18 protein-coding genes and 1 tRNA gene are annotated in these 22,714 nt (G+C 63.9%); 12 read left to right on the top strand and 7 right to left on the bottom strand.

Features of this window, described 5'->3' with window-relative positions:
• Positions 1-19: 19 nt before the first annotated feature.
• The gene (gene recG / locus ACLP2E_RS01475) at positions 20-2,113 is read right to left on the bottom strand and encodes an ATP-dependent DNA helicase RecG (RefSeq protein ID WP_442463837.1); all 2,094 of its coding nucleotides are present in this window, start codon (positions 2,111-2,113) and stop codon (positions 20-22) included.
• Positions 2,114-2,431: 318 nt separating this feature from the next.
• Here recG and ACLP2E_RS01470 point away from each other — a divergent pair, with 318 nt between their 5' ends.
• From ACLP2E_RS01470 to mfd, 7 genes are all read left to right on the top strand, one after another.
• A complete protein-coding gene (locus ACLP2E_RS01470) occupies positions 2,432-2,671 on the top strand; it encodes a hypothetical protein (RefSeq protein ID WP_442463836.1) in 240 nt (79 codons plus the stop codon).
• 153 nt (positions 2,672-2,824) lie between these two features.
• Positions 2,825-3,832, top strand: a complete 1,008-nt coding sequence (locus ACLP2E_RS01465; RefSeq protein ID WP_442464950.1) for an ABC transporter substrate-binding protein — start codon at positions 2,825-2,827, stop codon at positions 3,830-3,832.
• On the top strand, positions 3,829-4,590 hold the full coding sequence (locus ACLP2E_RS01460) for an ABC transporter ATP-binding protein (protein ID WP_442463834.1): 762 nt from the start codon (positions 3,829-3,831) through the stop codon (positions 4,588-4,590). The genes ACLP2E_RS01465 and ACLP2E_RS01460 overlap by 4 nt, the downstream gene beginning before the upstream one ends.
• Entirely contained in the window at positions 4,587-5,360 is a 774-nt protein-coding gene (locus ACLP2E_RS01455) for an ABC transporter permease (RefSeq protein ID WP_442463833.1), read from the top strand. The genes ACLP2E_RS01460 and ACLP2E_RS01455 overlap by 4 nt, the downstream gene beginning before the upstream one ends.
• 503 nt (positions 5,361-5,863) lie before the next feature.
• On the top strand, positions 5,864-7,237 hold the full coding sequence (locus tag ACLP2E_RS01450; protein WP_442463832.1) for a tlde1 domain-containing protein: 1,374 nt from the start codon (positions 5,864-5,866) through the stop codon (positions 7,235-7,237).
• A 113-nt stretch (positions 7,238-7,350) separates the two neighbouring features.
• On the top strand, positions 7,351-7,647 hold the full coding sequence (locus ACLP2E_RS01445) for an FAD assembly factor SdhE (protein ID WP_442464949.1): 297 nt from the start codon (positions 7,351-7,353) through the stop codon (positions 7,645-7,647).
• A 53-nt stretch (positions 7,648-7,700) separates the two neighbouring features.
• Positions 7,701-11,219, top strand: coding sequence for a transcription-repair coupling factor (mfd, locus tag ACLP2E_RS01440; RefSeq protein ID WP_442464948.1), 3,519 nt, complete (start codon positions 7,701-7,703; stop codon positions 11,217-11,219).
• Positions 11,220-11,230: 11 nt separating this feature from the next.
• Here mfd and ACLP2E_RS01435 read toward each other — a convergent pair whose 3' ends face one another.
• The 3 genes from ACLP2E_RS01435 to ACLP2E_RS01425 all read right to left on the bottom strand — a co-directional run bounded on the left by ACLP2E_RS01435 (position 11,231) and on the right by ACLP2E_RS01425 (position 14,904).
• Positions 11,231-11,788 carry an NADPH-dependent FMN reductase gene (locus ACLP2E_RS01435; protein WP_442464947.1) on the bottom strand — a complete coding sequence of 186 codons (558 nt, stop codon included), beginning with the start codon at positions 11,786-11,788 and terminating at the stop codon, positions 11,231-11,233.
• A gap of 73 nt (positions 11,789-11,861) precedes the next feature.
• Positions 11,862-12,857, bottom strand: a complete 996-nt coding sequence (locus tag ACLP2E_RS01430) for a patatin-like phospholipase family protein (RefSeq protein WP_442464946.1) — start codon at positions 12,855-12,857, stop codon at positions 11,862-11,864.
• Positions 12,858-12,981: 124 nt separating this feature from the next.
• Positions 12,982-14,904, bottom strand: a complete 1,923-nt coding sequence (locus ACLP2E_RS01425; RefSeq protein ID WP_442464945.1) for an extracellular solute-binding protein — start codon at positions 14,902-14,904, stop codon at positions 12,982-12,984.
• Between the two features lie 228 nt (positions 14,905-15,132).
• Here ACLP2E_RS01425 and ACLP2E_RS01420 point away from each other — a divergent pair, with 228 nt between their 5' ends.
• Entirely contained in the window at positions 15,133-15,861 is a 729-nt protein-coding gene (locus tag ACLP2E_RS01420) for an invasion associated locus B family protein (protein WP_442462730.1), read from the top strand.
• Between the two features lie 94 nt (positions 15,862-15,955).
• Here the strand turns inward: ACLP2E_RS01420 and hspQ are convergent, their stop codons facing one another.
• Positions 15,956-16,285, bottom strand: a complete 330-nt coding sequence (hspQ, locus tag ACLP2E_RS01415; protein WP_442464944.1) for a heat shock protein HspQ — start codon at positions 16,283-16,285, stop codon at positions 15,956-15,958.
• Between the two features lie 106 nt (positions 16,286-16,391).
• Positions 16,392-17,438, bottom strand: coding sequence for an HpcH/HpaI aldolase/citrate lyase family protein (locus ACLP2E_RS01410; protein WP_442462733.1), 1,047 nt, complete (start codon positions 17,436-17,438; stop codon positions 16,392-16,394).
• Positions 17,439-17,531: 93 nt separating this feature from the next.
• Here ACLP2E_RS01410 and ACLP2E_RS01405 point away from each other — a divergent pair, with 93 nt between their 5' ends.
• Together ACLP2E_RS01405 and ACLP2E_RS01400 are read left to right on the top strand one after the other, a co-directional pair.
• Positions 17,532-19,139 (top strand): NAD(P)H-hydrate dehydratase, encoded by a 1,608-nt coding sequence (locus tag ACLP2E_RS01405; protein WP_442462732.1) that lies wholly within the window; start codon positions 17,532-17,534, stop codon positions 19,137-19,139.
• Positions 19,140-19,150: 11 nt separating this feature from the next.
• Entirely contained in the window at positions 19,151-19,390 is a 240-nt protein-coding gene (locus tag ACLP2E_RS01400) for a CDGSH iron-sulfur domain-containing protein (RefSeq protein WP_442464943.1), read from the top strand.
• Between the two features lie 39 nt (positions 19,391-19,429).
• Here ACLP2E_RS01400 and ACLP2E_RS01395 read toward each other — a convergent pair whose 3' ends face one another.
• Positions 19,430-20,818 (bottom strand): multicopper oxidase family protein, encoded by a 1,389-nt coding sequence (locus ACLP2E_RS01395; protein ID WP_442464942.1) that lies wholly within the window; start codon positions 20,816-20,818, stop codon positions 19,430-19,432.
• Between the two features lie 173 nt (positions 20,819-20,991).
• On the opposite strand from ACLP2E_RS01395, the gene ACLP2E_RS01390 reads away from it, so the two are divergent.
• Both ACLP2E_RS01390 and tig read left to right on the top strand, forming a co-directional pair.
• Positions 20,992-21,076: transfer RNA gene (locus ACLP2E_RS01390), tRNA-Leu, on the top strand.
• A 102-nt stretch (positions 21,077-21,178) separates the two neighbouring features.
• Complete coding sequence (gene tig, locus ACLP2E_RS01385; RefSeq protein ID WP_442464941.1) at positions 21,179-22,537, top strand: trigger factor; 1,359 nt, start codon at positions 21,179-21,181, stop codon at positions 22,535-22,537.
• Positions 22,538-22,714: the final 177 nt, after the last annotated feature.

Below are 22,714 nucleotides of genomic sequence, written 5' to 3'. Positions count from 1 at the left end.
CAGCCTTGGTCAAGAACTCTTAACCCGCGCGCAAAAGCCGGAGGGCGGAATCGCGCTCGAATAAATAAAGCAGCAGCCGCAAGTTTTTCCCGCGCTCGCCGGTCAATTCGGGGTCCTGCTCGAGCGCGCGTTCCGCGTCGTCGCGCGCCATGCGCAACAGCGCCGCGTGAAGGTCCAGCCGGGCGATCTTGAAGCCGGGCGCGCCGGACTGGCGGGCGCCCAGAACCTCGCCTTCGCCGCGCAGGCGCAAATCCTCTTCCGCGATGCGAAACCCATCCTCTGTCTCGCGCAAAATTTCCAGACGCGCCTTGGCCGTCTCGCCCAGCGGCGCGCAATAGAGCAGGATGCAGGAGGATTTCGCCGAGCCGCGCCCAACCCGGCCGCGCAACTGATGCAATTGCGACAGGCCGAAACGCTCGGCGTGCTCGATCACCATGACCGTCGCCTCCGGCACATTGACGCCGACCTCGATCACCGTGGTGGCGACCAGGATTTTGGTCTCTCCTTCGGCGAAAGCCGCCATGGCGGCGTCCTTGTCGCGGCCCTTCATCTGGCCGTGGACGAGGCCGACCTTGTCGCCGAAAAACTGGCGCAGATCGTTGGCGCGATCCTGCGCGGCGGCGAGGTCGCTGTCCTCGCTGCCCTCGACCAGAGGGCAGACCCAATAAACCCGCGCGCCCGCCTGAATGGCGCGGGAAAGGCCCGAAATCACCTCATCGATGCGCTCGACATTGATCGCACGGGTGTCGATGGACTGCCGCCCCGGCGGTTTTTCGCGCAAGGAGGAGACTTCCATGTCGCCGAAAAAGGCCAGGGCCAGCGTGCGCGGGATCGGCGTCGCGGTCATGGCCAGAACATCGACGGCTGCGCCCTTGTCGGCCAGCGTCACGCGTTGCTGCACGCCGAAACGGTGCTGCTCGTCGATCACCGCCAGCCCGAGACCGGCGAAGGCGACGTCGTCCTGCACCAGGGCATGGGTGCCGATGGCGATCTGGATGGCGCCGCTGGCGAGACCCTCCAGCGTGGCGCGGCGCTCGGTCGCCCTGTCGCGTCCGGTGATCAGCGCGATGATCAGGCCGGCTGAATCGGCGAGCGGCTTTATGGTGGCGAAATGCTGGCGAGCCAAAATTTCCGTCGGCGCCATCAGAGCCGCCTGACGGCCGCTTTCGACCACCTGCGCCATGGCGAGCAGCGCGACAATGGTCTTGCCGGAGCCGACATCGCCTTGCAACAGCCTGAGCATCCGCCTGTCGCTGGCGAGATCGGCGGAAATCTCGGCCAGCGCGCCTTTTTGGTCGCCGGTCAGAGCGAAAGGCAAGGCGGACAGGATCTTCGCCGCCAAGACGCCGTCGCCTTTTTGCGCGCGACCGCCAAGCGTCTGCATCTTGGCGCGCACCAGCCGCAGGGCGAGTTGATGCGACAGGAACTCGTCATAGGCCAGTCGCGCCCAGAATTGTCCTTCCGGCGCGAGGTCCTGCGGCTGCTGTGGATGGTGGATCTTGGCGAGGCTAGCGGCGAATGTGTCCCAGCCGCCAAGGCGCAGCGTCTGGTCCTCAAGCCATTCCGGCAAGACCGGCAGGCGGTCGAGCGCCGCTGCCGCCGCTTTTGCCGCGACGCGCTGGAACAGGCCCTCGGTGAGGCCATAGACCGGCTCGACCGGCGGCAGGGCTTTGAGCCCGGCCTCGTCGACAACGCGGTCGGGATGGACCATCTGGCGGTAAAAATCGAAAATCTCGACCAGACCCGAGACCCAGCGCGTCTCGCCGATCGGCAGGAGCTTTTCGATCCAGCCGGAATTGGCGCGGAAAAACACCAAGGTCAGGTCGCCGGTCTCGTCCTCCGTCAGCACGCGATAGGGGCCCTTGCCGCGAGGCGGGCGATGTTCGGTGACGCGGACTTGCAAGGTCGAGACGGCGCCGATGGGCGCCTGGGCGATTTTCGGGCGATTGCGGCGGTCGATGGCGGAAACCGGCAGATGCAGCAGGACATCGACGACCCGGGCCGGCTGGCCGGATTCGCCGAGCAGCCGGTCGAACAATTTGCCCGTTTTGGGGCCGACGCCGGGCAGGGCGCTGGCTTCGGCGAAGAGGGGATCGAGAAGCGAGGGCCGCATGGAGAATCCATAACCTTGGCGCCTCGCCTCGGCAAGGCGGTTCGCTGTCGGTTGCGGCGCCGACGCTCCGGGAAATCCGATCCGTCGCCAAGTCTGGATGGTGCTGTTCGTCGCTCAGACCAAGTAACTTGTTCCGTTCAAGATTGAACGGGCAGTTGGAACAAGACGTATATGTCAAGCGTTTCAGTATCGATGCAGGCGATGATCGTCTTTCTGAGCGAGTGCGAGGCCCATGTTTGGGCGTTATTCGCCGCAAGTAAGACAGAAAGCGAAGTTTCGGCGCCCTTGTCGAACGCTTCGCTTTGAAAGGGTAGGGAGATGCGTAAATCCATTTTCCTCGCACTGGTCACTGGCCTGACGCTGATCGCGTCGCAAGCTTACGCTGGCAGGCTGGTCGATAGCGCGATGGGCGCGGGAGCGGGCGCCGTTGTCGGCGGGCCGGTGGGCGCCGTAGCCGGCGGCATCGTCGGTTACACCGCCGGCCCCCAGATTTCGTGCGGTTTGAGGGGCGGTTGTGGCCATCGCCGCTACCACCACTATCACCACTATCACGACTGATCGGTAAATCGAGTCGACAGGCTGGGGCCGCATCCTCGCGGCCTCGGTCTTGCGAGAATTCGCTGACGCCGACCCGCGGTTCAAGCGAAACAGCTTGACCCGGGCTTGCGCGACGCCTTTGCTGCGTTGAGGAAATCTCAACGCGGAGGCCGCATGACCCGACTGGCGACGACGCTTTGCGCCCTCCTGCTGCTGTGCCTGCAGGCGCGGGCTCTCGACCGGGGGCTCGACAAAGTCACCATCGCCGCCAACTGGCTGGCCGAGGCGGAGCAGGGCGGCTTTTATCAGGCTGTGGCCGACGGCACTTACGAGAGATACGGGCTGGACGTGACCATCCTGCCCGGCGGCCCGCAGAAGAACAACCGCCTGCTGCTTGCCGCCGGCAAGGTCGATTTCTACATGGGCGACAATTTGATCGGCCAGTTTGCCGCCCTGCACGAACACGTGCCCATCGTCACCGTCGCCGCGATGATGCAGAAAGACCCGCTGGTGCTTATGTCGCATCCCGGCGTGGGACTGGACCGTTTCGAGGATCTGGCCAAGGCCAGGGCTTTCGTCGGTCTCGCCACCTTGACCACGGTCTGGCCGTGGCTGGAAAAAACCTTCGGCTTTTCGCGCGAAAAAGTCGCGTCCTATAATTTCAACTCCGCCCCCTTCCTCGCCGACAAGAATTCCATCCAGCAGGGTTACGTCACCTCCGAACCCTTCGCCATCGAGCGCGAGGGCGGATTCAAGCCAAATGTCTTTCTGCTCGCCGACCACGGTTACGACACCTACGCCACCACCATCGAAACCCGCCGCGACCTGATCGACAATAATGCCGGTCTGGTGCAGCGCTTCGTCGACGCCTCGATCCTCGGCTGGCAGAACTACCTTTACGGCGACAACAGCGCCGCCAATGCGGCGATCAGGCACCAGAACCCCGATATCGACGACGCCCAGCTGGCCTTTTCGGTCGAGCAGATGAGGGTTTACGGCATTGTCGATTCCGGCGACGCCAGGAAATTTGGAATTGGCGCGATGAATCGCCGGCGCATAGACCGCTTTTACGGGACCATGGCGGCGGCCGGCGTCGCGCCAGCGGACATCGATCTTTCCCGTGGTTTTGAATTTAACTTTGTAAACAAGGGCGTTGGCGTTGTTCCTGCGCTGAAACATTGACATCGGTTCTTGTCGGCCTGCGCGGCCTTCGACTGTCGTTCGGGACTGGCGCGCCGGTGCTCGACGGGCTCGATCTCGATGTTTTAACCGGCGAGACCCTCTGTCTGCTGGGGCCCTCCGGTTGCGGCAAGTCCACGCTGTTGCGGCTGATCGCCGGGCTGGAGCAGCCTGACGCAGGCGCGCTGGCGTGGTCGGACGCGCTAGCGCCAAAAAAGATCGGCTTCGTCTTCCAGGAGCCCAATCTCATGCCCTGGGCGGACATCTGGGCCAATGTCTATCTGCCCTTGCGTCTCGCCGGCATGAGCCGGAAAGCCGCCGATCCGCTCGTGAGGGAGGCGCTGGCGCGCGTCGGTCTGAGCGAAGCTGCGAAAAGCCTGCCGCGCGAGCTTTCCGGCGGCATGAAAATGCGCGCCTCCATCGCCCGCGCCCTGGTCGACCGCCCGTCGCTGCTGCTGCTCGACGAGCCTTTCGCGGCGCTCGACGAGATCACCCGCTGGCAATTGAACGACGCCTTGCTGGACCTGCGCCGCGAGAGCGCCGCCACCATCGTTTTCGTCACCCATTCGGTTTACGAAAGCGCCTATCTGGCGGATCGCGTCGCGGTGATGCGGGCGCGGCCGGGACGGATCGACGCGCTGCTGCCTTTTCCGCGCAACGCCACACGCGGGCCGGACGAGCGGCGTGGGCCGGCTTTTGCGGAAAATTGCGGCGCCATAGCCGACGCCCTGGAGCAAGCGATGCGGAGTTCAGGGCCATGAGCGCGTTTTTCGCCCGTTTCGCTCCCTTGCTGGCGCTCGCCGCGCTGCTCATCTTGTGGGAGGCGGCGACGCGGTATTTCGCCATTCCGCCAGCGCAACTGCCCGCGCCGAGCGCGATTTTCGGGACGCTGATCGCCAATGCGCCGCTGCTTGTCGCCGCGACCTGGACGACCTTGTCCGAGGCCCTGCAGGCGCTGGCGCTGGCGGCGGTCGGCGGGCTCGCCCTGGCGCTGCTGTTCGTCTGGTCGCCCTGGCTGGAGCGGACTTTCCTGCCGCTGGCCATCGCCCTGCAGGTGACGCCGCTGATCGCCATCGCGCCGCTGCTGCTGATCTATCTCGAACCGTCCAGAGCGGTGCTCGCCTGCGCTTTTCTGGTCGCCTTTTTTCCGATTCTCTCCAACGCCTCCGCTGGATTGAAGGCCGCCGACCGTGGGCTGATCGAATTGTTCCGGCTGAAAGGGGCCTCGCGCGGCAAGATTTTGTTGCTGCTGCGCCTGCCTTCGGCTCTGCCGCAGATTTTCACTGGCCTGCGCATCGGCGGCGGCCTGGCGTTGATCGGCGCCGTCGCGGCCGAACTGGCGGCGGGGTCGGCGGGACGCGGCGAAGGTCTGGCTTTCCGCATCGTCGAGGCGGGTTATCGACTCAAAATTCCGTTGATGTTCGCCGCCGTGACCCTGCTGTGCCTAAGCGGCATGGCGCTGTATGGCGCCTTGGCCGCTCTGGATCATTTTATGTTGCGGCGCTGGCGCGACGACAAACTTAGCTTCTGAAGCGGGCCTTTTCCGCGGGACTCCAGTCACGACCGCGACAAAGGGACGCGGCGGGTTTTCCCGTGTTTTTAATATCACTGTCAACTAAATTTATCGTGATCCACATTTTCGCCTTTTTTATCGCCTCTTTTGCACCCGCTCAATACTGCGGCGCTCCGGCTCGAAACCGATTCTGGGGGAGGCGCATCGGCGGGTTCAGCGGACCATTGTCCGTGGGCGCGTCAATTGTTTGATCTAGCGCATGTTCACGGAAAAGCGGTCGCTTTTCCGAAGGATGTGTCTTGGCCGCGCGACGCTACCACCCGTGGGCGTCGCAGAGAGCGCGGCGCTTGAAGCGGGCGAGAATGAGCAGGAATGATGCAGGTTTCGCCAAGGCTCGTTAATTTAAACTTAGGCATATTCAGTTTCACTGCGAGGACGCTTCCCGTCTGGACAAACATTCCGGGCGGATCCGAACGGCGCTTTTCGGGCGCTTTCAGCGGAATGTTTACGAGAGTCGGCGCATGACTGAGTGGAGTTACCAGCTTTACGACTGCGAAGTCGCCTATCGCCCGAGCCTGCCGCGGAAAATCTTCGTACGGACCGCGCCCGCCCTCGCCGCCTTTTCCTTCAGCGCCCTGGTCGCCTTGCGCCTCGCCGGAGGCCTTGCCGAGGAGGCCTATGCTCCTCAGCCCGGTCAGGAGGCGTCACTGGCGCCCGTTCCGGAGTTGCGGCTGCGTGCGCCCGAACAGGAGCTGGCGCAGGCCCCCGCTGTCGAGGCCCAGCCACAAGCTCAACTCGAAGCCAAGCTCCAGCCGAGAGCGCAGCAGGTCGCGGCGAAACACGGCGTCAATCCTTACGGCGCGCTGTTCGATCCGGACGGGTCGATAGTCGGCGTTCCTGCGCTGATGGCGGATAGCGCGCCGATCGGGCCGGCGTTCTCGCCGCTGCAGGGCGAACCTTTGTTCGTGTTGATGGACCCGGTCGAACCGGCCCAGCAGGTTGCAGAAGCCGAGCCTGCGCCGTCGGCCGAACAAGTCGCGCAGCAGATTGAAAAGCCCGCTCCGCTGGCGGAAGATACCGAATCGCCGGCCGGTAGCGCCGCTGCGACCCTGGCGCTCGTCACGCCGCCCCCAAGACCCGATCTGACGGGGAAAGGGCCCGAGCTGACGGTGAAGCCGCCCGAACAGGTGGCGGAAGCAGAAATGCCCGGCGCGCCGGTTCCACCGGTTCGCCCGAACGATCTGACCGTGCAGCCGCGCGCGGTAGAAGTCGCGCCGCCAAGTGGCCCGGAAAACGCCACGCCGCGCCGCGATCCGCGCGCCTCCGCCCGCGCCTCGCGGCAGGCGTTGGCTTCGACCCAAGCTTCGACCCAAGCCTCGACCGGTCAGGGCAATTTCTTCGATAAAATATTCGGCGGCTTGCAGGAGAAGGGCCAGCAACTGGCCTATGCTTCGCAGGAAGGCTCGGCGCTGCATCTGTCGCGCGGCGCGACCTCCAGCCCGTCGCCGGTCACCGCTTCCGGCGGCACCGCCGTTTACGACATTGCCGCCCACACGGTCACTCTGCCGAGCGGCGAGCGGCTTGAGGCGCATTCGGGCCTTGGCCCCTATTTCGACGATCCGAGCCATGTCCACCTACGCATGCGCGGCGCCACGCCGCCGGCGGTCTATGACCTGAAACTGCGCGAAAGCCTGTTTCACGGCGTCCAGGCGCTGCGGCTTACGCCGGTCAGCGGCAGCACCTACGGCCGTTCCGGCCTGCTCGCCCACACCTTCATGCTGGGCCAGCGCGGCGACTCCAACGGATGCGTCTCGTTCCGCAATTACCGCGCCTTCCTGCAAGCCTACCTGAAAGGCGAAGTGCGCCGCCTGGTGGTGGTGGGGCGGCGTGACTGAGGCGCCCCAGCGAACATAGTCGCTGACAGTTCCCTTCCTGCATCCTATAAGACCTATTCCGCCTGCGCCCGAAAGAGGGCGCAGGCGATTTTGGCGTTGGTTCAGGAGGGCTTATGACCGGGACGCAGAGATCGAGCGAAGGGTTGGACCCGCGCCGCCGCAAGGTCCTGTTCCGCTGCTGGCATCGCGGCATGAGGGAGGTCGATCTGCTGCTCGGCCAGTTCGCCGACGCCCGCATCGACAAGCTGAGCGAGGAAGAACTCGACCAGCTGGAAAACTTCATGGAGGCGCAGGACGCCGACATTTTTTCCTGGTTCGCCGGCTCGAAGCCGGTCGATCCCGCTTATGACGCACCGATTTTTGCGACCATCCGGGCGTTCCACACCCATAATTCGCCGGTGTATTTGTGATCTTCCCGGCGGTCCGGCGGTTGCGGAATTGAAATCAGGCTGACGCAAACTCCATGAAAGAACTGCAACGCGCTCTGGCCGAACTCGACAAAGGCCGCTCGCTGATTTTTTCGCGCGCGCCGGACGGGTTCGACGCCTTCGTCGCCGCCGACATTCTCCGCGCCTTGGCGAAGACGGGGGAGGGCCGCTCCTGCGCCCTGGTCCATGTCGCGCGCGACGGCCAGCGCCTGCGCAGCTTTCGGGAGGCCTTCGCCTTCGCCGCGCCCGAAGCCGAAATTCTCGAATTTCCCGGTTGGGACTGCCAGCCCTACGATCGCGTCTCGCCCAACGCCGCCATCGCTGCGCAGCGCATGACCGCTTTGGCGCGGCTCGCCCGCACCCGCTCTTCGCTGCAAAGGCCGCGCCTGCTGCTCACCACCATCGACGCCCTGACCCAGCGTGTGCCGCCGCTGCGCGAATTGGCCGCCAAGAGCTTTTCCGCCGCTCCAGGCGCCGCCGTCGATCTGCACGCCCTCGCGCAATGGCTCGAATCCAACGGTTTTCTGCGCGCTTCCACTGTAAGAGAGAGCGGCGAATACGCCATGCGCGGCGGCATTGTCGATCTTTATCCGCCGAGCTTGCCGGCGCCGGTGCGGCTCGATTTTTTCGGCGACACGCTCGAAACCATCCGAGCTTTCGATCCGGAAAGCCAACGCACCACCGGGCAATTGCGCGCGCTCGATCTCGTGCCGGTCAACGAGGCGACGATCACCACCGAGACGATCAAGCGCTTCCGCCAGAAATATATCGCGCTGTTCGGCGCACAGACGCGTGGCGACGCCCTTTACGAGGCGGTGTCCGAGGGCCGCCGGCCCGCCGGTCTCGAACATTGGCTGCCGCTGCTGCATGAGAGTATGGACAGCCTGTTCGATTATGTCGCTGACGCGCCGCTGCTGCTCGATTCGCAGTCCGATGCCGTCGCCGCCGAGCGTTTCGTCCAGATCAAGGATTATTACGACGCGCGCCGCTCGGCCTATTCGCGCGACCCGGCCAACTGCAACTACAAGCCTCTGCCGCCGGAGGAGCTTTATTTCACGCCGGAGGAATTTTCTGCAAAACTCGCCAAGACGACGGTGGCGCGCTTCACGCCTTTCGCCGCGCCCGAAGGCGGCAAGGAGGTTGTCGTCGATTGCGGCGGCGCGCCGGGCCGCAATTTCTCGCCCGAACGCAACGATGAAAACGCCAATGTCTTCGAGGCCGCCGTCGAACATATCCGCGTCTTGCAGGGCGAGGGTAAAAGAATCGTCGTCGCTGGCTGGAGCGATGGTTCGCGCGAAAGACTGGGTTCGGTTCTCGCCGAACATGGGCTGAAAAAGCAGGAGCCGGTCTCCTCGCTGTCGCAGGCGCTGGCCCTGCGCGACGGTCGCGTCGCCCTGGCGGTGATCGGGCTGGAATCCGGTTTTGTCGCCGGCGATCTCGCGGTGATCGGCGAACAGGACATTCTCGGCGACCGCCTCGCGCCGCAGCGCCGGCGGAAAAAACGCGCGGCGAATTTTCTTGCCGAGGTCTCCGCGCTCCAGGCGGGCGATCTCGTCGTTCACGTCGATCACGGCATCGGCCGCTTCATCGGCCTGAAGCAGATCGAGGCGGCGGGCGCGCCGCACGATTGTCTCGAACTGCATTACGCCGCCGGCGACAAGCTGTTCGTGCCGGTGGAAAACATCGAACTGATGACGCGCTACGGCTCGGAAGAATCCGAGACGCCGCTCGACCGGCTCGGTCATGGGGCTTGGCGCGAGCGCAAGGCCCGCCTGAAACTGCGCATCCGCCAGATGGCGCAGGGGCTGATCAAAATCGCCGCCGCCCGCGCGCTGCATGAGGCGCCGAAATTCGTTCCCCCGGAAGGACTTTACGAGGAATTCTGCGCGCGCTTCCCCTATGACGAAACCGACGACCAGCTTTCCGCCATCGACGCCACGCTTGGCGACATGGCTTCGGGACGGCCGATGGATCGCCTCATCTGCGGCGACGTCGGTTTCGGCAAGACCGAAGTCGCCCTGCGCGCGGCTTTCGCGGCGGCGATCAACGGCTCACAAGTCGCGTTGGTGGTGCCGACCACTCTGCTCGCCCGCCAGCATTTCAAGAATTTCTCCGCGCGGTTCGCGGGCCTGCCGATCCGCCTCGCGCAAATGTCGCGCATGGTCAACACGGCCGACATGCGCGAGGCCCGCAAGGGCGCAGCCGAAGGCTCGATCGACATTCTGATCGGCACCCACGCGGTGCTCGGCAAGACTGTTTCTTTCAAGAATCTCGGCCTCGTCATCATCGACGAGGAACAGCACTTCGGCGTCTCCCACAAGGAGCGGCTGAAGGAACTGCGCGCGGAAGTCCATGTGCTGACGCTTTCCGCCACGCCGATTCCGCGCACCCTGCAACTGGCGCTGACGGGCGTGCGCGAATTGTCGATCATCGCCACGCCGCCGGTCGACCGCCTCGCCGTGCGCACCTTCGTCACGCCTTTCGACGACCTCATTTTGCGGGAGGCTCTTTTGCGCGAGCGTTTTCGCGGCGGGCAAAGCTTCTTCGTCTGTCCGCGTCTCGAAGACCTCGAAGAGGCCACTTCCTGGCTGCGGCAGAACGTGGCGGAAGCGAAATTCACCGTCGCCCATGGACAGATGGCGGCGACCGAACTGGAAGAGCGCATCGGCGCCTTTTATGACGGCAAATACGACATTCTGGTCTCGACCAATATCGTCGAGTCCGGCTTGGACATTCCCACCGCCAATACGCTGATCGTTTTCCGCTCGGATATGTTCGGGTTGGCGCAGCTCTATCAATTGCGCGGCCGCGTCGGGCGCTCGAAAACCCGCGCCTACGCGCTGTTCACGACCCCCATCAACCGCACCATCACGCCGCAGGCGCAGAAGCGTCTGGAAGTGCTGCAATCGCTGGATACCCTTGGCGCGGGCTTTCAGCTCGCCAGCCACGATCTCGATATGCGCGGCGCCGGCAATCTGCTTGGCGACGAACAATCCGGCCATATAAGAGAAGTCGGCTACGAGCTTTACCAGCAGATGCTCAACGAGACCATCGCGGCGCTGAAGGCAGGCGGCGGCGAGACGGCGGAAGAAACCTGGTCGCCGCTGATCACGCTCGGCACGCCGGTGACCATCCCCGAACATTATGTCGAGGATCTCAACCTGCGCCTGCAGCTCTATCGCCGTCTGGCGACGCTCGACGAGGAAGCCGATATCGAAAGCTTCGCGGCGGAAATGATCGACCGTTTCGGACCGATGCCGGACGAGGTCAAGCAGTTGATGGTTTTGGTCGGGGTGAAGCTTCTGTGCCGCCGCGCCCATGTCGAAAAGCTGGAGGCGGGGCCAAAGGGCGTGATCGTCGGTTTCCGCAACAAGAGTTTCGCCAATCCGGCCGGACTGGTGCGCTATATCGCCAAGCAGGGGTCGGACGCCAAGGTGCGGCCGGACATGAAGATCGTCTTCATCCGCGATTTCGAACGGGCGTCGGAGCGGCTGAACGGAGCGCGCGAAATTCTCCGCGACCTCGTGAAAATCGCGGAGAAGAAGAGCGCGTGAGGACGAGGGGGTCAGCCCCGCACGAAATCGGCGAAAGCCGCCAAATGCTTGCGGAGAAATTCCTTGGTTCCCTCGTCGGTGAGGTCGCCGGTGGCGGCGTCGAATTTCGCTCCGGCGCCGCCGATCATGACTTCCGGCGTGTTGAAGACGCGCCCATCGAGGAAGACGAAGGCCTGGCGCAGATTATATTGCATGCGCGCGCCGCCGAGCGCGCCGGGCGAGACGCTCTGGATCAGGATGGGCTTTTTCGCGAAAGGCTGCGGCGAGAGGCGCGACAGCCAGTCGATGGCGTTTTTGAGGCCGCCCGGAATAGAATAATTATATTCCGGCGAGACGACGATCAATCCGTCGGCGGCCTTGATTTGCGCGCCCATCGCCTCGACGGGCGAAGGAATGCCTTTGGCCTGCACATCGGCGTTGTAGAGCGGGAATTCGCCGACCGAGCCGAGCGCGGCAATGGTCACGCCTTCCGGCGCCAGCGCCGGCAGGGCGCGGGCGACGCCGCCATTGAGCGAGGCCTTGCGCAGGCTGCCGAGCAAAGTGACGAAGTGCAGGTTTGTCGCTGTCATGAAGCAGGGCCTAAAAGCGTTTTTGAAGAAAACGCGTAAAAACAAAAAAAGCGCTCCGCTCCGATTATCGGATCTAAGCGAAATCTGCTGGATTGGGGGAATGTATATCCGTTTGCTCGATCCAGCCGTCGGCGGCGGCGCGGCCGGCGTCGCGCAAGGATGAGACGAAGGACCATTGAAGATTGCCGGGGCTGGCTTCGGCCAATAGCTCCACCTCGTTTTCAGCAGCGATGCGGTCGAGCCGCAACTTCGCCCATTTTCCGGAATGATCGCCGCCCGCGCAAAGCGGGGCGAGCAGGCGGATCGCCTCGATTTCACGGTCGAGCGTCGAGGAGAAATTGATCTGGTCGATCCGGCGCTCGATTTCGTGACGGCTGCGCGGGAAAACCTGCGAGCGCGTCGGCGTGATCTGGATGATCAGCACGTCCGAAGCGTCGCTTTCGGTCACCAGCGGCGTCAGCGGAGGATTGGCGACATAGCCGCCGTCCCAATAGGCTTCGCCGGCGATTTCGATGGTATGATGCAACAGGGGCAGGCAGGCCGAGGCGAGCACGCAATCGACCGTCAACTCTTCATTGCGGAAAATGCGGAGGTTGGCGTCGCTGACCCGCGTCGCGGCGATCAACAGGCGCGGGTTGGCGGTCTTGCGCAGGAGTTCGAAATCGACGTGTTTTTCCAGCGCCTGCCGCAGCGGATTGAGATCGAAGGGATTGAATTGATAGGGTGAAAGCGCCCGCGCGAGAATGCCGAGCGGCAAAGTGACGGCCTTGGGCAGGAACAGCGACGATTGGCTTACTTGCGTCCAGAAAGCCTCGAGATTTTTTCGCGCGCCTTCGCGCCCGCCGCTGGCGAGGCCGCTGGCGAGCAGCACGGCGTTGACCGCGCCGGCGCTGGCGCCGGAAAAAGCGTCGAATGCGATGGTTTTCTCTTCCAGCAGCCGGTCAAGGGCGCCCCAGGTGAAGGCGCCGAACGAGCCGCCGCCCTGCAGGGCGAGAGCGAGCTGGCGCGGAGGCCAGGCACGGCGTTTGTTTTTGCGCCGCAAATCGAGGGCCGCCTTGACAATATCCACGCTCGCCTCCGTTCAGCTTGCCGCCGCAACAGTTAAGCGCCGCGCGCCAAATGACAAGGGCGAGCAAGTCGCCGCGGCGCCAGGCGGCGCCAAAACAAAGGCGCAAGTCATTGTTTGTTAGAACCTATCCAGATTGCCTGAAATATTTGGCCGGAGTTTTTGGACGCTCGAGTAAGGGTTGCTCGGGAACCCGCCAGAAGCTCTCCAGAACATCGCCGAACAAAGGTTGGCCATAATGCGGCAGAGCTTTCGGATGGGCGATGCGCCGCCAATAGGCGACCCATTGATCGGTTCGATGGAACAGCGGAACGACGTAAAAGCCCGACAGAAGCACCCGATCCAGCGCTCTTGCCGCGGTGAGGAAATCCTCCTTGGAGCGCGCCCCCTGCAAAGCCGCGATCATTGCGTCGATGGCCGGGCTCTTCGCGCCGGCGAGATTATAGGAGGCTTCCTGTTCGGCGCTGTCGCCGCCCCAGCGCATGCGCTGCTCGTTGCCCGGCGAGGCCGAGGCCTGCCACAGGCCGACGATCATGTCGAAATCGAAGCGCTGGCGACGGCGCTGATATTGCACTTCATCGACTTCGCGCACCCGCGCCTCGACTCCGATGCGCCGCAGTTGCCCGGCGTAATTGAGCGCCAGCCGCTCCTGGTCGCGGTTGGCGACCAGGATTTCAAAAGCCAGCGCCTTGCCGTCGCGCGAAAGCGCGCCGTCATGAAGCCGCCAGCCCGCTGTCTCGGCGAGTTGCAGGGCGCGACGCGGCAGTTCGCGGTCGCGGCCGCCGCCGTCCGAACGCGGCGGCGCCCAGCGGCCTTCCATGATTTCGTCGCGCACGGCGCGAGGATATGGCGCGAGCAGGGCGCGTTCGGCCGCGCTGGCGGGGCGACCGGAACTGGACAGTTCCGATTCGTCGAAAAAGCTTTTGGTGCGGGTGTAAAGGTTCGAATAGAGATTGGCGTTGATCCATTCGAAATCGAACATCATCGCCAGAGCCTCGCGGAGTTGCGGATCGGCGAAAATCGCGCGCCGGGTGTTGAAGGCGAAACCCTGCATGCCCTTGGGGCCGCCGAGCGGCAGCGATTCCACCACGACGCGCCCGTCGCGCCGGGCGGAGAAATCATAGCCCTCGATCCAGCGATGCGGCTGGTCCTCCTCGCGGTAATCGATCAGGCCGGCCTTGAACGCTTCGAACAGGCTGTTGTCGTCGCGGGAATAATCGATGTCCACTTCATCGAAATTATAGAGGCCGCGCATCACCGGCAGGTCTTTCGCCCAATAGTTCGGGTCGCGACGCAACACCAGTTTTTCTCCCGGCTTGACCTCGGCGACCCGATAGGGGCCGGAGCCGAGCGGAACCGCCAGCCCTTCTTCGCTGAAGCGCTTTTCGCTTAGGGCGTGGGCCGGCAGCACCGGCATCAGCGCCAGGATCAGCGGCAATTCGCGGTCGTCGGCGCCGGCGAGGTCGTAATGCACGGTATGGTCGTCCGGGGAGTCGATGGATTTCACCAGGGAATAGGCGGCGCGCTGCTGCGGCCGGCCCCTGCTCTTCAGGAGGTTGAAGGTGAAGAGCACATCCTTGGCGGTGACGGGCGCGCCGTCGGAGAAACGCGCGGCCGGATTGAGCCGGAAGGTGACGAAGCTGCGCTCGTCGTTGGTCTCGACCGTCTGGGCGATCAGGCCATAGAGTGTGAAAGGCTCGTCGTACGAGCGCGCCATCAGGCTTTCATAGACCGGGCCGGTCAGGCCCAGCGCGGTCGAGCCGGCGTTGACGCCATAGGGATTGAGATTGTCGAAGGCGCCCATAGCGCCGAGATGCAGGACGCCGCCCTTGGGCGCGTCCGGATTGGCATAGGGCAGATGGTCGAAATCCGGCCCGAGCGCCGGTTCGCCGTGCATGGCGATGGCGTGGCTGATTCGCGCGGGGGCGGCCTGCTGGGCCGGCGCCGGGCCGCCGAACAGGGCGAAAGCCAGCGCCAAGCCCGGCGCGGCGACGCAAAACCCCCGCGCGGCGGCAAACAAGCGGATTTTGGAAGTGAAAAAACGGCGCATGGGGTCATGCTAGAACATCGAACCCGCCCCGTCAGGCCGGAGAACCTCAGAATTTTGTCAAGCGGAGCATTTCACCGCTGGAAAAGCGCAAACGAAGGCGATATGAAGTCGACGTCAATATGTCGCCTCAATTTGAGGCGAAGAGCGCATGAATTCGCAAGGGGCGCGAGCGGGGTTTCCCGTGACTCGCCGATCGAGCGCAAAGTCGCTCAGTTGAAAGGATTTCGAATGTCGTTGTCTTCGTCCCGCGTTGCGGCCGCATTGGTGGCGGGCGCCCTGGCCCTCGGTTCCGCGCCGGTTTTCGCCCAGCAGATGCAGCCCGCGGCGCCGGCTGGCCAGCCCGCCGGTCAGCCCGCACAGCCTGGTCAGCCCCAGCAGGGTGGCCCGGTGAAGGTCGACCTGACGCCGTCGCAGGACAGCTGGACCAAGGTTTGCGGTCACGACCAGGCCGCAAACAAAGACATTTGCTACACCACGCGCGATTTCGGCGCCCAGAAGGACCAGCCGCCGGTTCTGGCTCTCGCGGTCTATGACGTGAAGGGCGACGACGTGAAGATCGTGCGCTTCCTGATGCCGGTCGGCCTGATGCTGCGCCCCGGCTTCCGTTTCGCCATCGACAAGGGTCCGGTTTCCGAAGGCGCCTTCGAAATCTGCTTCCCGAACGGCTGTTTCGCTGAGGCCAAGGTGAAGAAAGATGTGGTCGACGCCGCCAAGAAGGGCACGACCATGAGCGTCGTGGTCAAGAACCAGGCCAATGCGGAAGTGGTGTTCAATCTGCCGCTGGCCGGTTTCGGCAAGGCTTTCGACGGGCCGGCCGTAGATCCGAAGGTTTTGGAAGAGCAACAGAAGAAACTTGCCGCCGAATTGCAGAAGCGCGCCGAGGAAGAGCGCAAGAAGCTCGAAGCGCAGCAGCCCGCGGGCGCCGCCCCGGCCACGCCCGCCGCCCCGCAGAAATAAGATTAAGCCGGCGCTCGCGCGCCGGCTCCATCCATACGAAAAAAGCGCGGAACAGCTGGTCCGCGCTTTTTTCGTATGGCGAAGAAAAAAGGCCTCAGTTCAGCACATTGGCTTTGCGGACATAACGGCCGGTGTCGCTGCGGGCGAAAACCTCGTCGATCTGCGGATTGCGCAAAGGCGCGCCACTGTCGTCCGGTTCCAGGTTCTGCTCGGACACATAGGCCATATATTCGGTTTCAGAATTTTCGGCATAGAGCTGATAGAACGGCTGGTCCTTGGCGGGCCGAACTTCCTCGGGAATGGAAAGCCACCATTCCTCGGTATTGGCGAAAACCGGGTCGATATCGTAGATCACGCCGCGAAATGGATATTTGCGGTGTTTGACGACTTCGCCAATGGCGTATTTGGCAGCGCGCGGTTTCATTGAAATGGCCATGTCCTGCCTCGCAGGGCGGAAAAGGTTTCACACCGCGGCGCTTGAGTCAAGATTCCGCGGGGTTTTGCCGCCCCGCGGACTTTTCGCTTTAACGTCAGAAGCCGTAAACCGCGGCGTAATCCGGGTCTTTCGCCGCTACCTGGCGGGCGAGATCGACCATCACCTTGGCCTGTTTCCAGGTGGCGTCGTCCTGCATCTTGCCGTCGATCATGGCGACGCCGGAGCCGTCGGGCATGGCTTCGAGGATTTTCCTGGCGAAAGCCACTTCCTTCGGATCGGGGGAGAAAACCCTTTTGGCGATGGCGATCTGGTTGGGGTGCAGCGACCAGGCGCCGGCGCAGCCCATGAGAAAGGCGTTTCGGAACTGCACTTCGCAGGCGGCGAGATCGGCGATGTCGCCGAACGGGCCATAAAAGCTCTTGATGCCGGCGGAAGCGCAGGCGTCGACCATCTTCGCCACGGTGTAATGCCACAGATCCTGCTGATAGACCGGGCGGGCGGCCGAGGCGTCGCCGGTCGGATCGGCCAGGACCTTGTATTCCGGATGGCCGCCGCCGACCCGCGTGGTCTTCATGGCGCGCGAGGCGGCGAGATCGGCCGGGCCGAGGCTCATGCCGTGCATGCGCGGCGAGGCGAGGGCGATCTGTTCAACATTCTTCACGCCTTCGGCGGTTTCGAGAATGGCGTGGATCAGGATCGGCTTGGCGATCCCATGTTTCGCTTCAAGCTGCGCCAGCAATTGATCGAGATAGTGGATGTCCCACGGTCCCTCGACCTTGGGCAGCATGATCACGTCGAGCTTGTTGCCGATGGCGCCGACGATTTCGGTGACGTCGTCGAGCAGCCAGGGGGAATTCAGGCAATTGACCCGGGTCCACAGGCCGGTCGTCCCGTAATCATGGGCGAGGCCCATCTCGATGAAGCCCTTGCGCGCCGCCTCCTTGGCGTCGGCGGGAATGGCGTCCTCCAGATTGCCGAGAATGACGTCGGCGGTCGGGATGGTCTCGCGCATCTTGGCGCGCACCTTTTCGAGATGCGGCGGCACGAAATGGATCATGCGCTCGACCCGGACCGGGAGTTCGCGGTAGGGCGCCGGCGCGCCGATCGCCAAGGCTTCAAAGAATTTGCGCGGGCTTTTCATCATGGGGTCAGGCTCCGTTTTCTTACCCGCCTCTAGGATAATTCCGGCTTGGCCGCAATTGCGCAATGCGCGCCGCAAGCGCAAAATCGCGCCATGAACTCAGGCGACGAATACCCGATCGAATTGCTGGCCCCGCAGGAGATGGCGCGGGCCGACGCGCTGACCATCGCCGCCGGAACCGCCGGCTACGACCTGATGCTGCGCGCCGGCAAGAATGTTGCGGTCGCGGCGGCGGATTTGCTGCGCGCCCGCGAGGGACAAAAAGTCGCCGTGTTCTGCGGGCCGGGCAATAATGGCGGCGACGGCTATGTCGCCGCCCGCCTGCTGCGCGAACAGGGGTTTCAGGTCCAGGTCGGGGTCTTGGGCGATCCGCATCATTTGCGCGGCGAGGCGGCCAAAGCCTTTGCCGATTGGGGCGGCGAAATCGCGCCGAGCGAAAATCTCGATCCGCGCGGCGCGGATCTGGTCATCGACGCACTTTTCGGCGCCGGATTGTCTCGGCCGCTCGACGGCCTCGCCTTGCAGGTGGTGCAGCGGATCAACGCCAGCGGAACGCCGGTTCTGGCGGTGGACGTGCCTTCGGGGTTGGACGGCGCCAATGGCGCGGTGGGATCGGAATGTGTGCGCGCTACCGAGACCGTCACCTTTTTTCGTTTGAAGCCGGGGCATCTGCTGCTGCCGGGACGGCTCGCCTGCGGAAAAACCCGCCTGACCCAGATCGGCATTGGCGAGGAGACTTTGCGCGAGATCCAGCCGCACACCTTCCTCAATACGCCGAAACTCTGGTTGGACGCCATGCCCTGGCCGGGCGTGGACGGGCATAAATATGCGCGGGGCCATCTCATCGTCGCCTCCGGCCCGATGACGCGGACCGGGGCGGCGCGGCTTGCCGCCCGCGCCGGACTGCGCGCCGGGGCAGGGCTGGTGACGCTGGCGAGTCCTGCCGACGCTCTTGCCGTCAACGCCGCCGCCGTGACCGCGATCATGCTGCGCCAAGTTGACGATGCGGCGCAATGGCGGGAACTTCTCGCCGACCGGCGTTTTTCGGCGGTGGCGATCGGGCCCGGGTTTGGCGTCGGAGCGGCGACGCGGCGGATTGTCGAAACCCTGCTCGCCGCCAGCCTGAAAGGCGGGTCGCGGCCGCTGGGCATAGTGCTGGACGCCGATGCGTTAACGTCGTTTTCACCGGACTGGGATAGCCTTGCGGCGGTGATCCAGTGCAGTGGCGCCGAGGTCGTTATCACGCCACATGAAGGTGAATTCAATCGTCTTTTCAACAAGAAGGCGACGAAACTTCAACTTAAGCGCGAGAGTGTGCCCGAGGGTTACGCCAACGCTTCAGAAATATCGACCGAACCAATTGAACTTGAATATAAAATTGATCGCGCGCGGGCTGCGGCCCGGGCGGTCGACGCCTGCGTGGTTTACAAGGGGCCGGATACGGTTGTCGCGGCGCCGGACGGGCGCGCCTGCATCGCGCGCAACGCTCCGCCCACACTGGCGACGGCGGGTTCGGGAGACGTTCTCGCCGGGCTGATCGGCGGCCTGCTGGCGCAGGGCATGCCCATGTTTGAGGCCAGCGCCTGCGCGGTCTGGCTGCACGGCGAGGCGGCGGCGCTGTTTGGCCCGGGCCTGATCGCCGAGGACATTTCGGAAATCCTGCCGCGCGTGCTGGCGAATCTCTCGTTGCGGCAGGGCTAGAGGAAACAGCCATGGGCGAACCTATGATCGCGCAGAAATCTCCCTATGCCGTCGAAGTCATCGAGGGAAAGACCTATTATTGGTGCGCCTGCGGCAAGTCGGCGAAACAGCCGTTCTGCGACGGTTCGCATCAGGGCACGGAATTCGTCCCCATCGCCTACAAAGCGGAAAAGACCGGGCCGGCCTGGTTCTGCGGCTGCAAGCACAGCGGCGCCAAGCCGCTTTGCGATGGGGCGCACAAGAAATTGTGAGGTCGGCGTCTCGAAGGATGGACCGCAAGGCGCGACTGTTCACGTCACCTCGAACCAGCCTGCCATGCCATTGGCGAAATGTTCCTGGACGGCGCCGCCGAGCAGCCATTTGCCGGGATTGTCGGCGACGAAGGCGATATGTTTGGTCGCCTGTTCGGGAACGATGACGCTGTCGCGCCAGTAGGGATCCCAGCCGTCGTCGAGATCGTGCAGCAGGCGCATGACATGGCCCTGGACGAAGATCGAGAGTTCGAACAATGTCTTGTTCGCCAAAGCCAGCGAGACCGGCGTTCCCTTCTTGACGGAAAACAAGGGCGGCCCATCGAGTCCGCTCGACGCGTGGCCGTTGATTTTCCAGATTTTGCGCAATTCGTCGCCCTGCGGCTTGAAACCGGCTGGCATGCCTTTCCGCCAGCCGCCCTCGATGACAACGTCGACTCTTTTCGCCTTCTCGAGATGGATTTCCGCCGGAAGCAGCGGATTAGGCGGGGGATTCGCGACGGGCGCCCCCGCCGGCCGGAGCGCGCCCCTGGTCGCAATTTCCAGCACCGTGGAATCGGGCAACTCGGTCTCGCCGCGCAGAATCAGCCGGACCTTTTGCCCTTCGAGGCGCGGCAGATCGAGCAGGACGTCGCAGCGCGCCCCGGGTCCGAGCGGCACATTCCCGCCTTGAGCCGCTAGAGCGTCACAGGGCTGACCGTCGAGCGCGATGATGGTCGGCGCGCCGCCCTCGAAGGTGAGGCGCATAATCCGCGCATTCGCGGCGTTGATCAGGCGCAGCCGCAGCCGCGCGCCGGGTGGGTAGATTTGCGCCGCCGCGCCCGCCTTGCCATTGACCCCGGTCACGGCGCCGAAGCGTCCTTGCCGCAGGGCGTCGGCGGGATTGTCGAAATCGCCGACGATCTGCGCCGAGGCGTCGAGCCGCCAATCGTCGAGCAGCAGGACGAGATCGTCGTCGACCGGAACAGGGTTCGCCTCGTCGACGATCACCGCGGCGTAAATGCCGCGTCCGAGCTGTTCGCCGGAATGCGGCTGGATCAGCGGTTGGACAAAAAAGGTCCCGGCGTCGGGCGGGGTGAAGCGGAGGTCGCGGCTTTCGCCTGGCGCCAGCGCCTTCTGCACAAGGCCTGCGGCGCCGTCGATGGCGTTGGGCAGGCGCATGCCGCGCCAATGCAGGCTGGTGGGCCGGTCGAGCCGGTTGACGAATCGGACCCGCATTTCCTGGCCGAGTTTTACGCGCAACGCCGGGCCGGGGGTCTGGCCGTTGAAGCCCCAGATTTTGGTGGCCGGGCCGGGGGCAGGCAGCAGGGGGACGGCGCCCGGCCGCGCTTCGAGAAGCACGAAACCGTCCGTTTCTTCCGAGTGGGAGGCGGAAGCCAACAGGGTCAGGCAGGCGGAGCCAAGTAATTTTCGTCGAGAGAAAAGCATGGGCGCAGCATAGCAGATTTTCAAAAACCTTGGGCCTTAGGCCCTTCTCCTCCTACCCCCCTGTGGCAAATGCGTCGCGTATGCTATTTTTTTGCTGCATGGCGCTTCCGCCATTGCTATAGAGCGCCACCCAGACGGGCGGCCGGGCTTTCGCGCGGCGTTTGGCAGGGCGCGCGGGCGTGGCGGAATTGGTAGACGCGCCGGATTTAGGTTCCGGTGGTGAAAATCGTGGGGGTTCGAGTCCCTCCGCCCGCACCAGCGCCAAAACCATCGGTTAAAAGCCCTTGGCCCGTCGCAACAAGTTTCAACACCGTCGCAAGGCTAAAAAGCCAACGGCGAAAAGGTTCAGAGGTTTTGACGATGCAAACGACCGAAACGCTCTCGCAGGGGCTGAAGCGGGAATATCAGGTGGTCCTGGCCGCCGCGGAACTGGCGCAGAAACTCGACGCCCAGCTCGCCGGCATGAAGGACAAGGTGCGCATCAACGGATTTCGCCCCGGCAAGGTCCCGATGGGCCACCTGAAGCGCCTCTATGGCAAGTCGATCATGGGCGACGTCGTCCAGGAAGCGATCACCGAGGCGCAGAAGCAGATTGTCGGCGACAACAAGCTCCGTCTCGCCGGCCAGCCGAAGCTCGACTTCCCGGAAGACCGCGAAGAGATGGAAAAGGTGCTCGAAGCCTCGGGCGACCTGAAGTTCAGCCTGTCATTCGAAATCCTGCCGAGCTTCGAACTCGGCTCTTTCGACGATATCGAGCTGGAGCGCCTGGTGGCGGAAGTTCCCGAAGAGGAAGTCCAGCAGAGCCTCGACCAGCTGGCCGAGCGCAACCGCACCTATGAGCCGCGCGAAGAAGGCGCTGCGGCGCAGTCGGGCGACAAGCTGACCATCGGTTTCGTCGGCCGTCTCGGCGAAGAGACTTTCGAAGGCGGCACGGCCGAGAACGCCGAACTGGTGCTCGGCTCCGGCTCGTTCATCCCCGGTTTCGAGGCCCAGCTCGAGGGCGCCAAGGCCGGCGAGGAGCGCAAGGTCGTGGTGACCTTCCCCGCCGATTATCAGGCGCCTGATCTGGCCGGCAAGGAAGCGACCTTCGACGTCACCGTGAAGGCCGTCGCCGCTCCCGCCGCCATCGCCATCGACGAAGCCTTCGCCAAGAATTTCGGCTTCGACAGCGTGGAAAAGCTGCGTGAAGCGGTGCTTGCCCGCGTGAAGGCCGACTATGATCGCGCCACCCGCGAAAAACTCAAGCGCGCCCTGCTCGACGCGCTGGACAAGAAATATACGTTCGAACTGCCGCAGGACATGGTGGAACAGGAATTCGGCGGCATCTGGCAGCAGGTCACGGCCGAAATGCAGCAGAACGGCAAGACCTTCGCCGATGAAGAGACGACGGAAGAGGAGCAGCGCTCCGAATATCGACGCATCGCCGAACGCCGCGTCCGTCTCGGCCTGGTGGTCGCTGAAATCGGCGAAAAGGCCGGCGTGAAAATTGGAGATGACGAAGTGAGTCGCGCCATTGTCGAACGCGCCCGCCAGTTCCCCGGCCAGGAAAAGCTGTTCTGGGACTATTACCAGAAGAACCCGCAGGCGCTCGCCGAAATTCGCGCGCCGTTGTTCGAGGAAAAGGTCGTCGATCACATCATCGGGCTCGCCAAGGTCACCGACAAGACCGTGTCCAAGGAAGAATTGTTCAAGCCGGCGGACGAAGACGACAAGGCCTGATTCGACTTTCAGCGATTGAATCGAGGAGCGTCCGCGCCAGCGGGCGCTCCTCTGTTTTTTCCAGTTGCCGCGGCGCACGATTCCGGTGGAAAACGCTGGCGCGACTTTAGACAATTTTCATCGCCGCCGGGCTACTTGTCACGATTGCACAGCGGAAAGCGGCGATTCGGGCGCGGA

The sequence above is a fragment of the Rhodoblastus sp. genome, assembly GCF_052145335.1.
Classification (GTDB): domain Bacteria; phylum Pseudomonadota; class Alphaproteobacteria; order Rhizobiales; family Beijerinckiaceae; genus Rhodoblastus.
This window is presented reverse-complemented; position numbering and strand designations above follow the sequence as displayed.

Bases quoted from the DNA above. Each gene is read 5' to 3' on its own strand.
- recG (WP_442463837.1), bottom strand. From the start codon at position 2,113: ATGCGGCCCTCGCTTCTCGATCCCCTCTTCGCCGAAGCCAGCGCCCTG.
- ACLP2E_RS01470 (WP_442463836.1), top strand. From the start codon at position 2,432: ATGCGTAAATCCATTTTCCTCGCACTGGTCACTGGCCTGACGCTGATC.
- ACLP2E_RS01465 (WP_442464950.1), top strand. From the start codon at position 2,825: ATGACCCGACTGGCGACGACGCTTTGCGCCCTCCTGCTGCTGTGCCTG.
- ACLP2E_RS01455 (WP_442463833.1), top strand. From the start codon at position 4,587: ATGAGCGCGTTTTTCGCCCGTTTCGCTCCCTTGCTGGCGCTCGCCGCG.
- ACLP2E_RS01450 (WP_442463832.1), top strand. From the start codon at position 5,864: ATGACTGAGTGGAGTTACCAGCTTTACGACTGCGAAGTCGCCTATCGC.
- ACLP2E_RS01445 (WP_442464949.1), top strand. From the start codon at position 7,351: ATGACCGGGACGCAGAGATCGAGCGAAGGGTTGGACCCGCGCCGCCGC.
- mfd (WP_442464948.1), top strand. From the start codon at position 7,701: ATGAAAGAACTGCAACGCGCTCTGGCCGAACTCGACAAAGGCCGCTCG.
- ACLP2E_RS01435 (WP_442464947.1), bottom strand. From the start codon at position 11,788: ATGACAGCGACAAACCTGCACTTCGTCACTTTGCTCGGCAGCCTGCGC.
- ACLP2E_RS01425 (WP_442464945.1), bottom strand. From the start codon at position 14,904: ATGCGCCGTTTTTTCACTTCCAAAATCCGCTTGTTTGCCGCCGCGCGG.
- ACLP2E_RS01420 (WP_442462730.1), top strand. From the start codon at position 15,133: ATGTCGTTGTCTTCGTCCCGCGTTGCGGCCGCATTGGTGGCGGGCGCC.
- hspQ (WP_442464944.1), bottom strand. From the start codon at position 16,285: ATGAAACCGCGCGCTGCCAAATACGCCATTGGCGAAGTCGTCAAACAC.
- ACLP2E_RS01410 (WP_442462733.1), bottom strand. From the start codon at position 17,438: ATGAAAAGCCCGCGCAAATTCTTTGAAGCCTTGGCGATCGGCGCGCCG.
- ACLP2E_RS01405 (WP_442462732.1), top strand. From the start codon at position 17,532: ATGAACTCAGGCGACGAATACCCGATCGAATTGCTGGCCCCGCAGGAG.
- ACLP2E_RS01400 (WP_442464943.1), top strand. From the start codon at position 19,151: ATGGGCGAACCTATGATCGCGCAGAAATCTCCCTATGCCGTCGAAGTC.
- ACLP2E_RS01395 (WP_442464942.1), bottom strand. From the start codon at position 20,818: ATGCTTTTCTCTCGACGAAAATTACTTGGCTCCGCCTGCCTGACCCTG.
- tig (WP_442464941.1), top strand. From the start codon at position 21,179: ATGCAAACGACCGAAACGCTCTCGCAGGGGCTGAAGCGGGAATATCAG.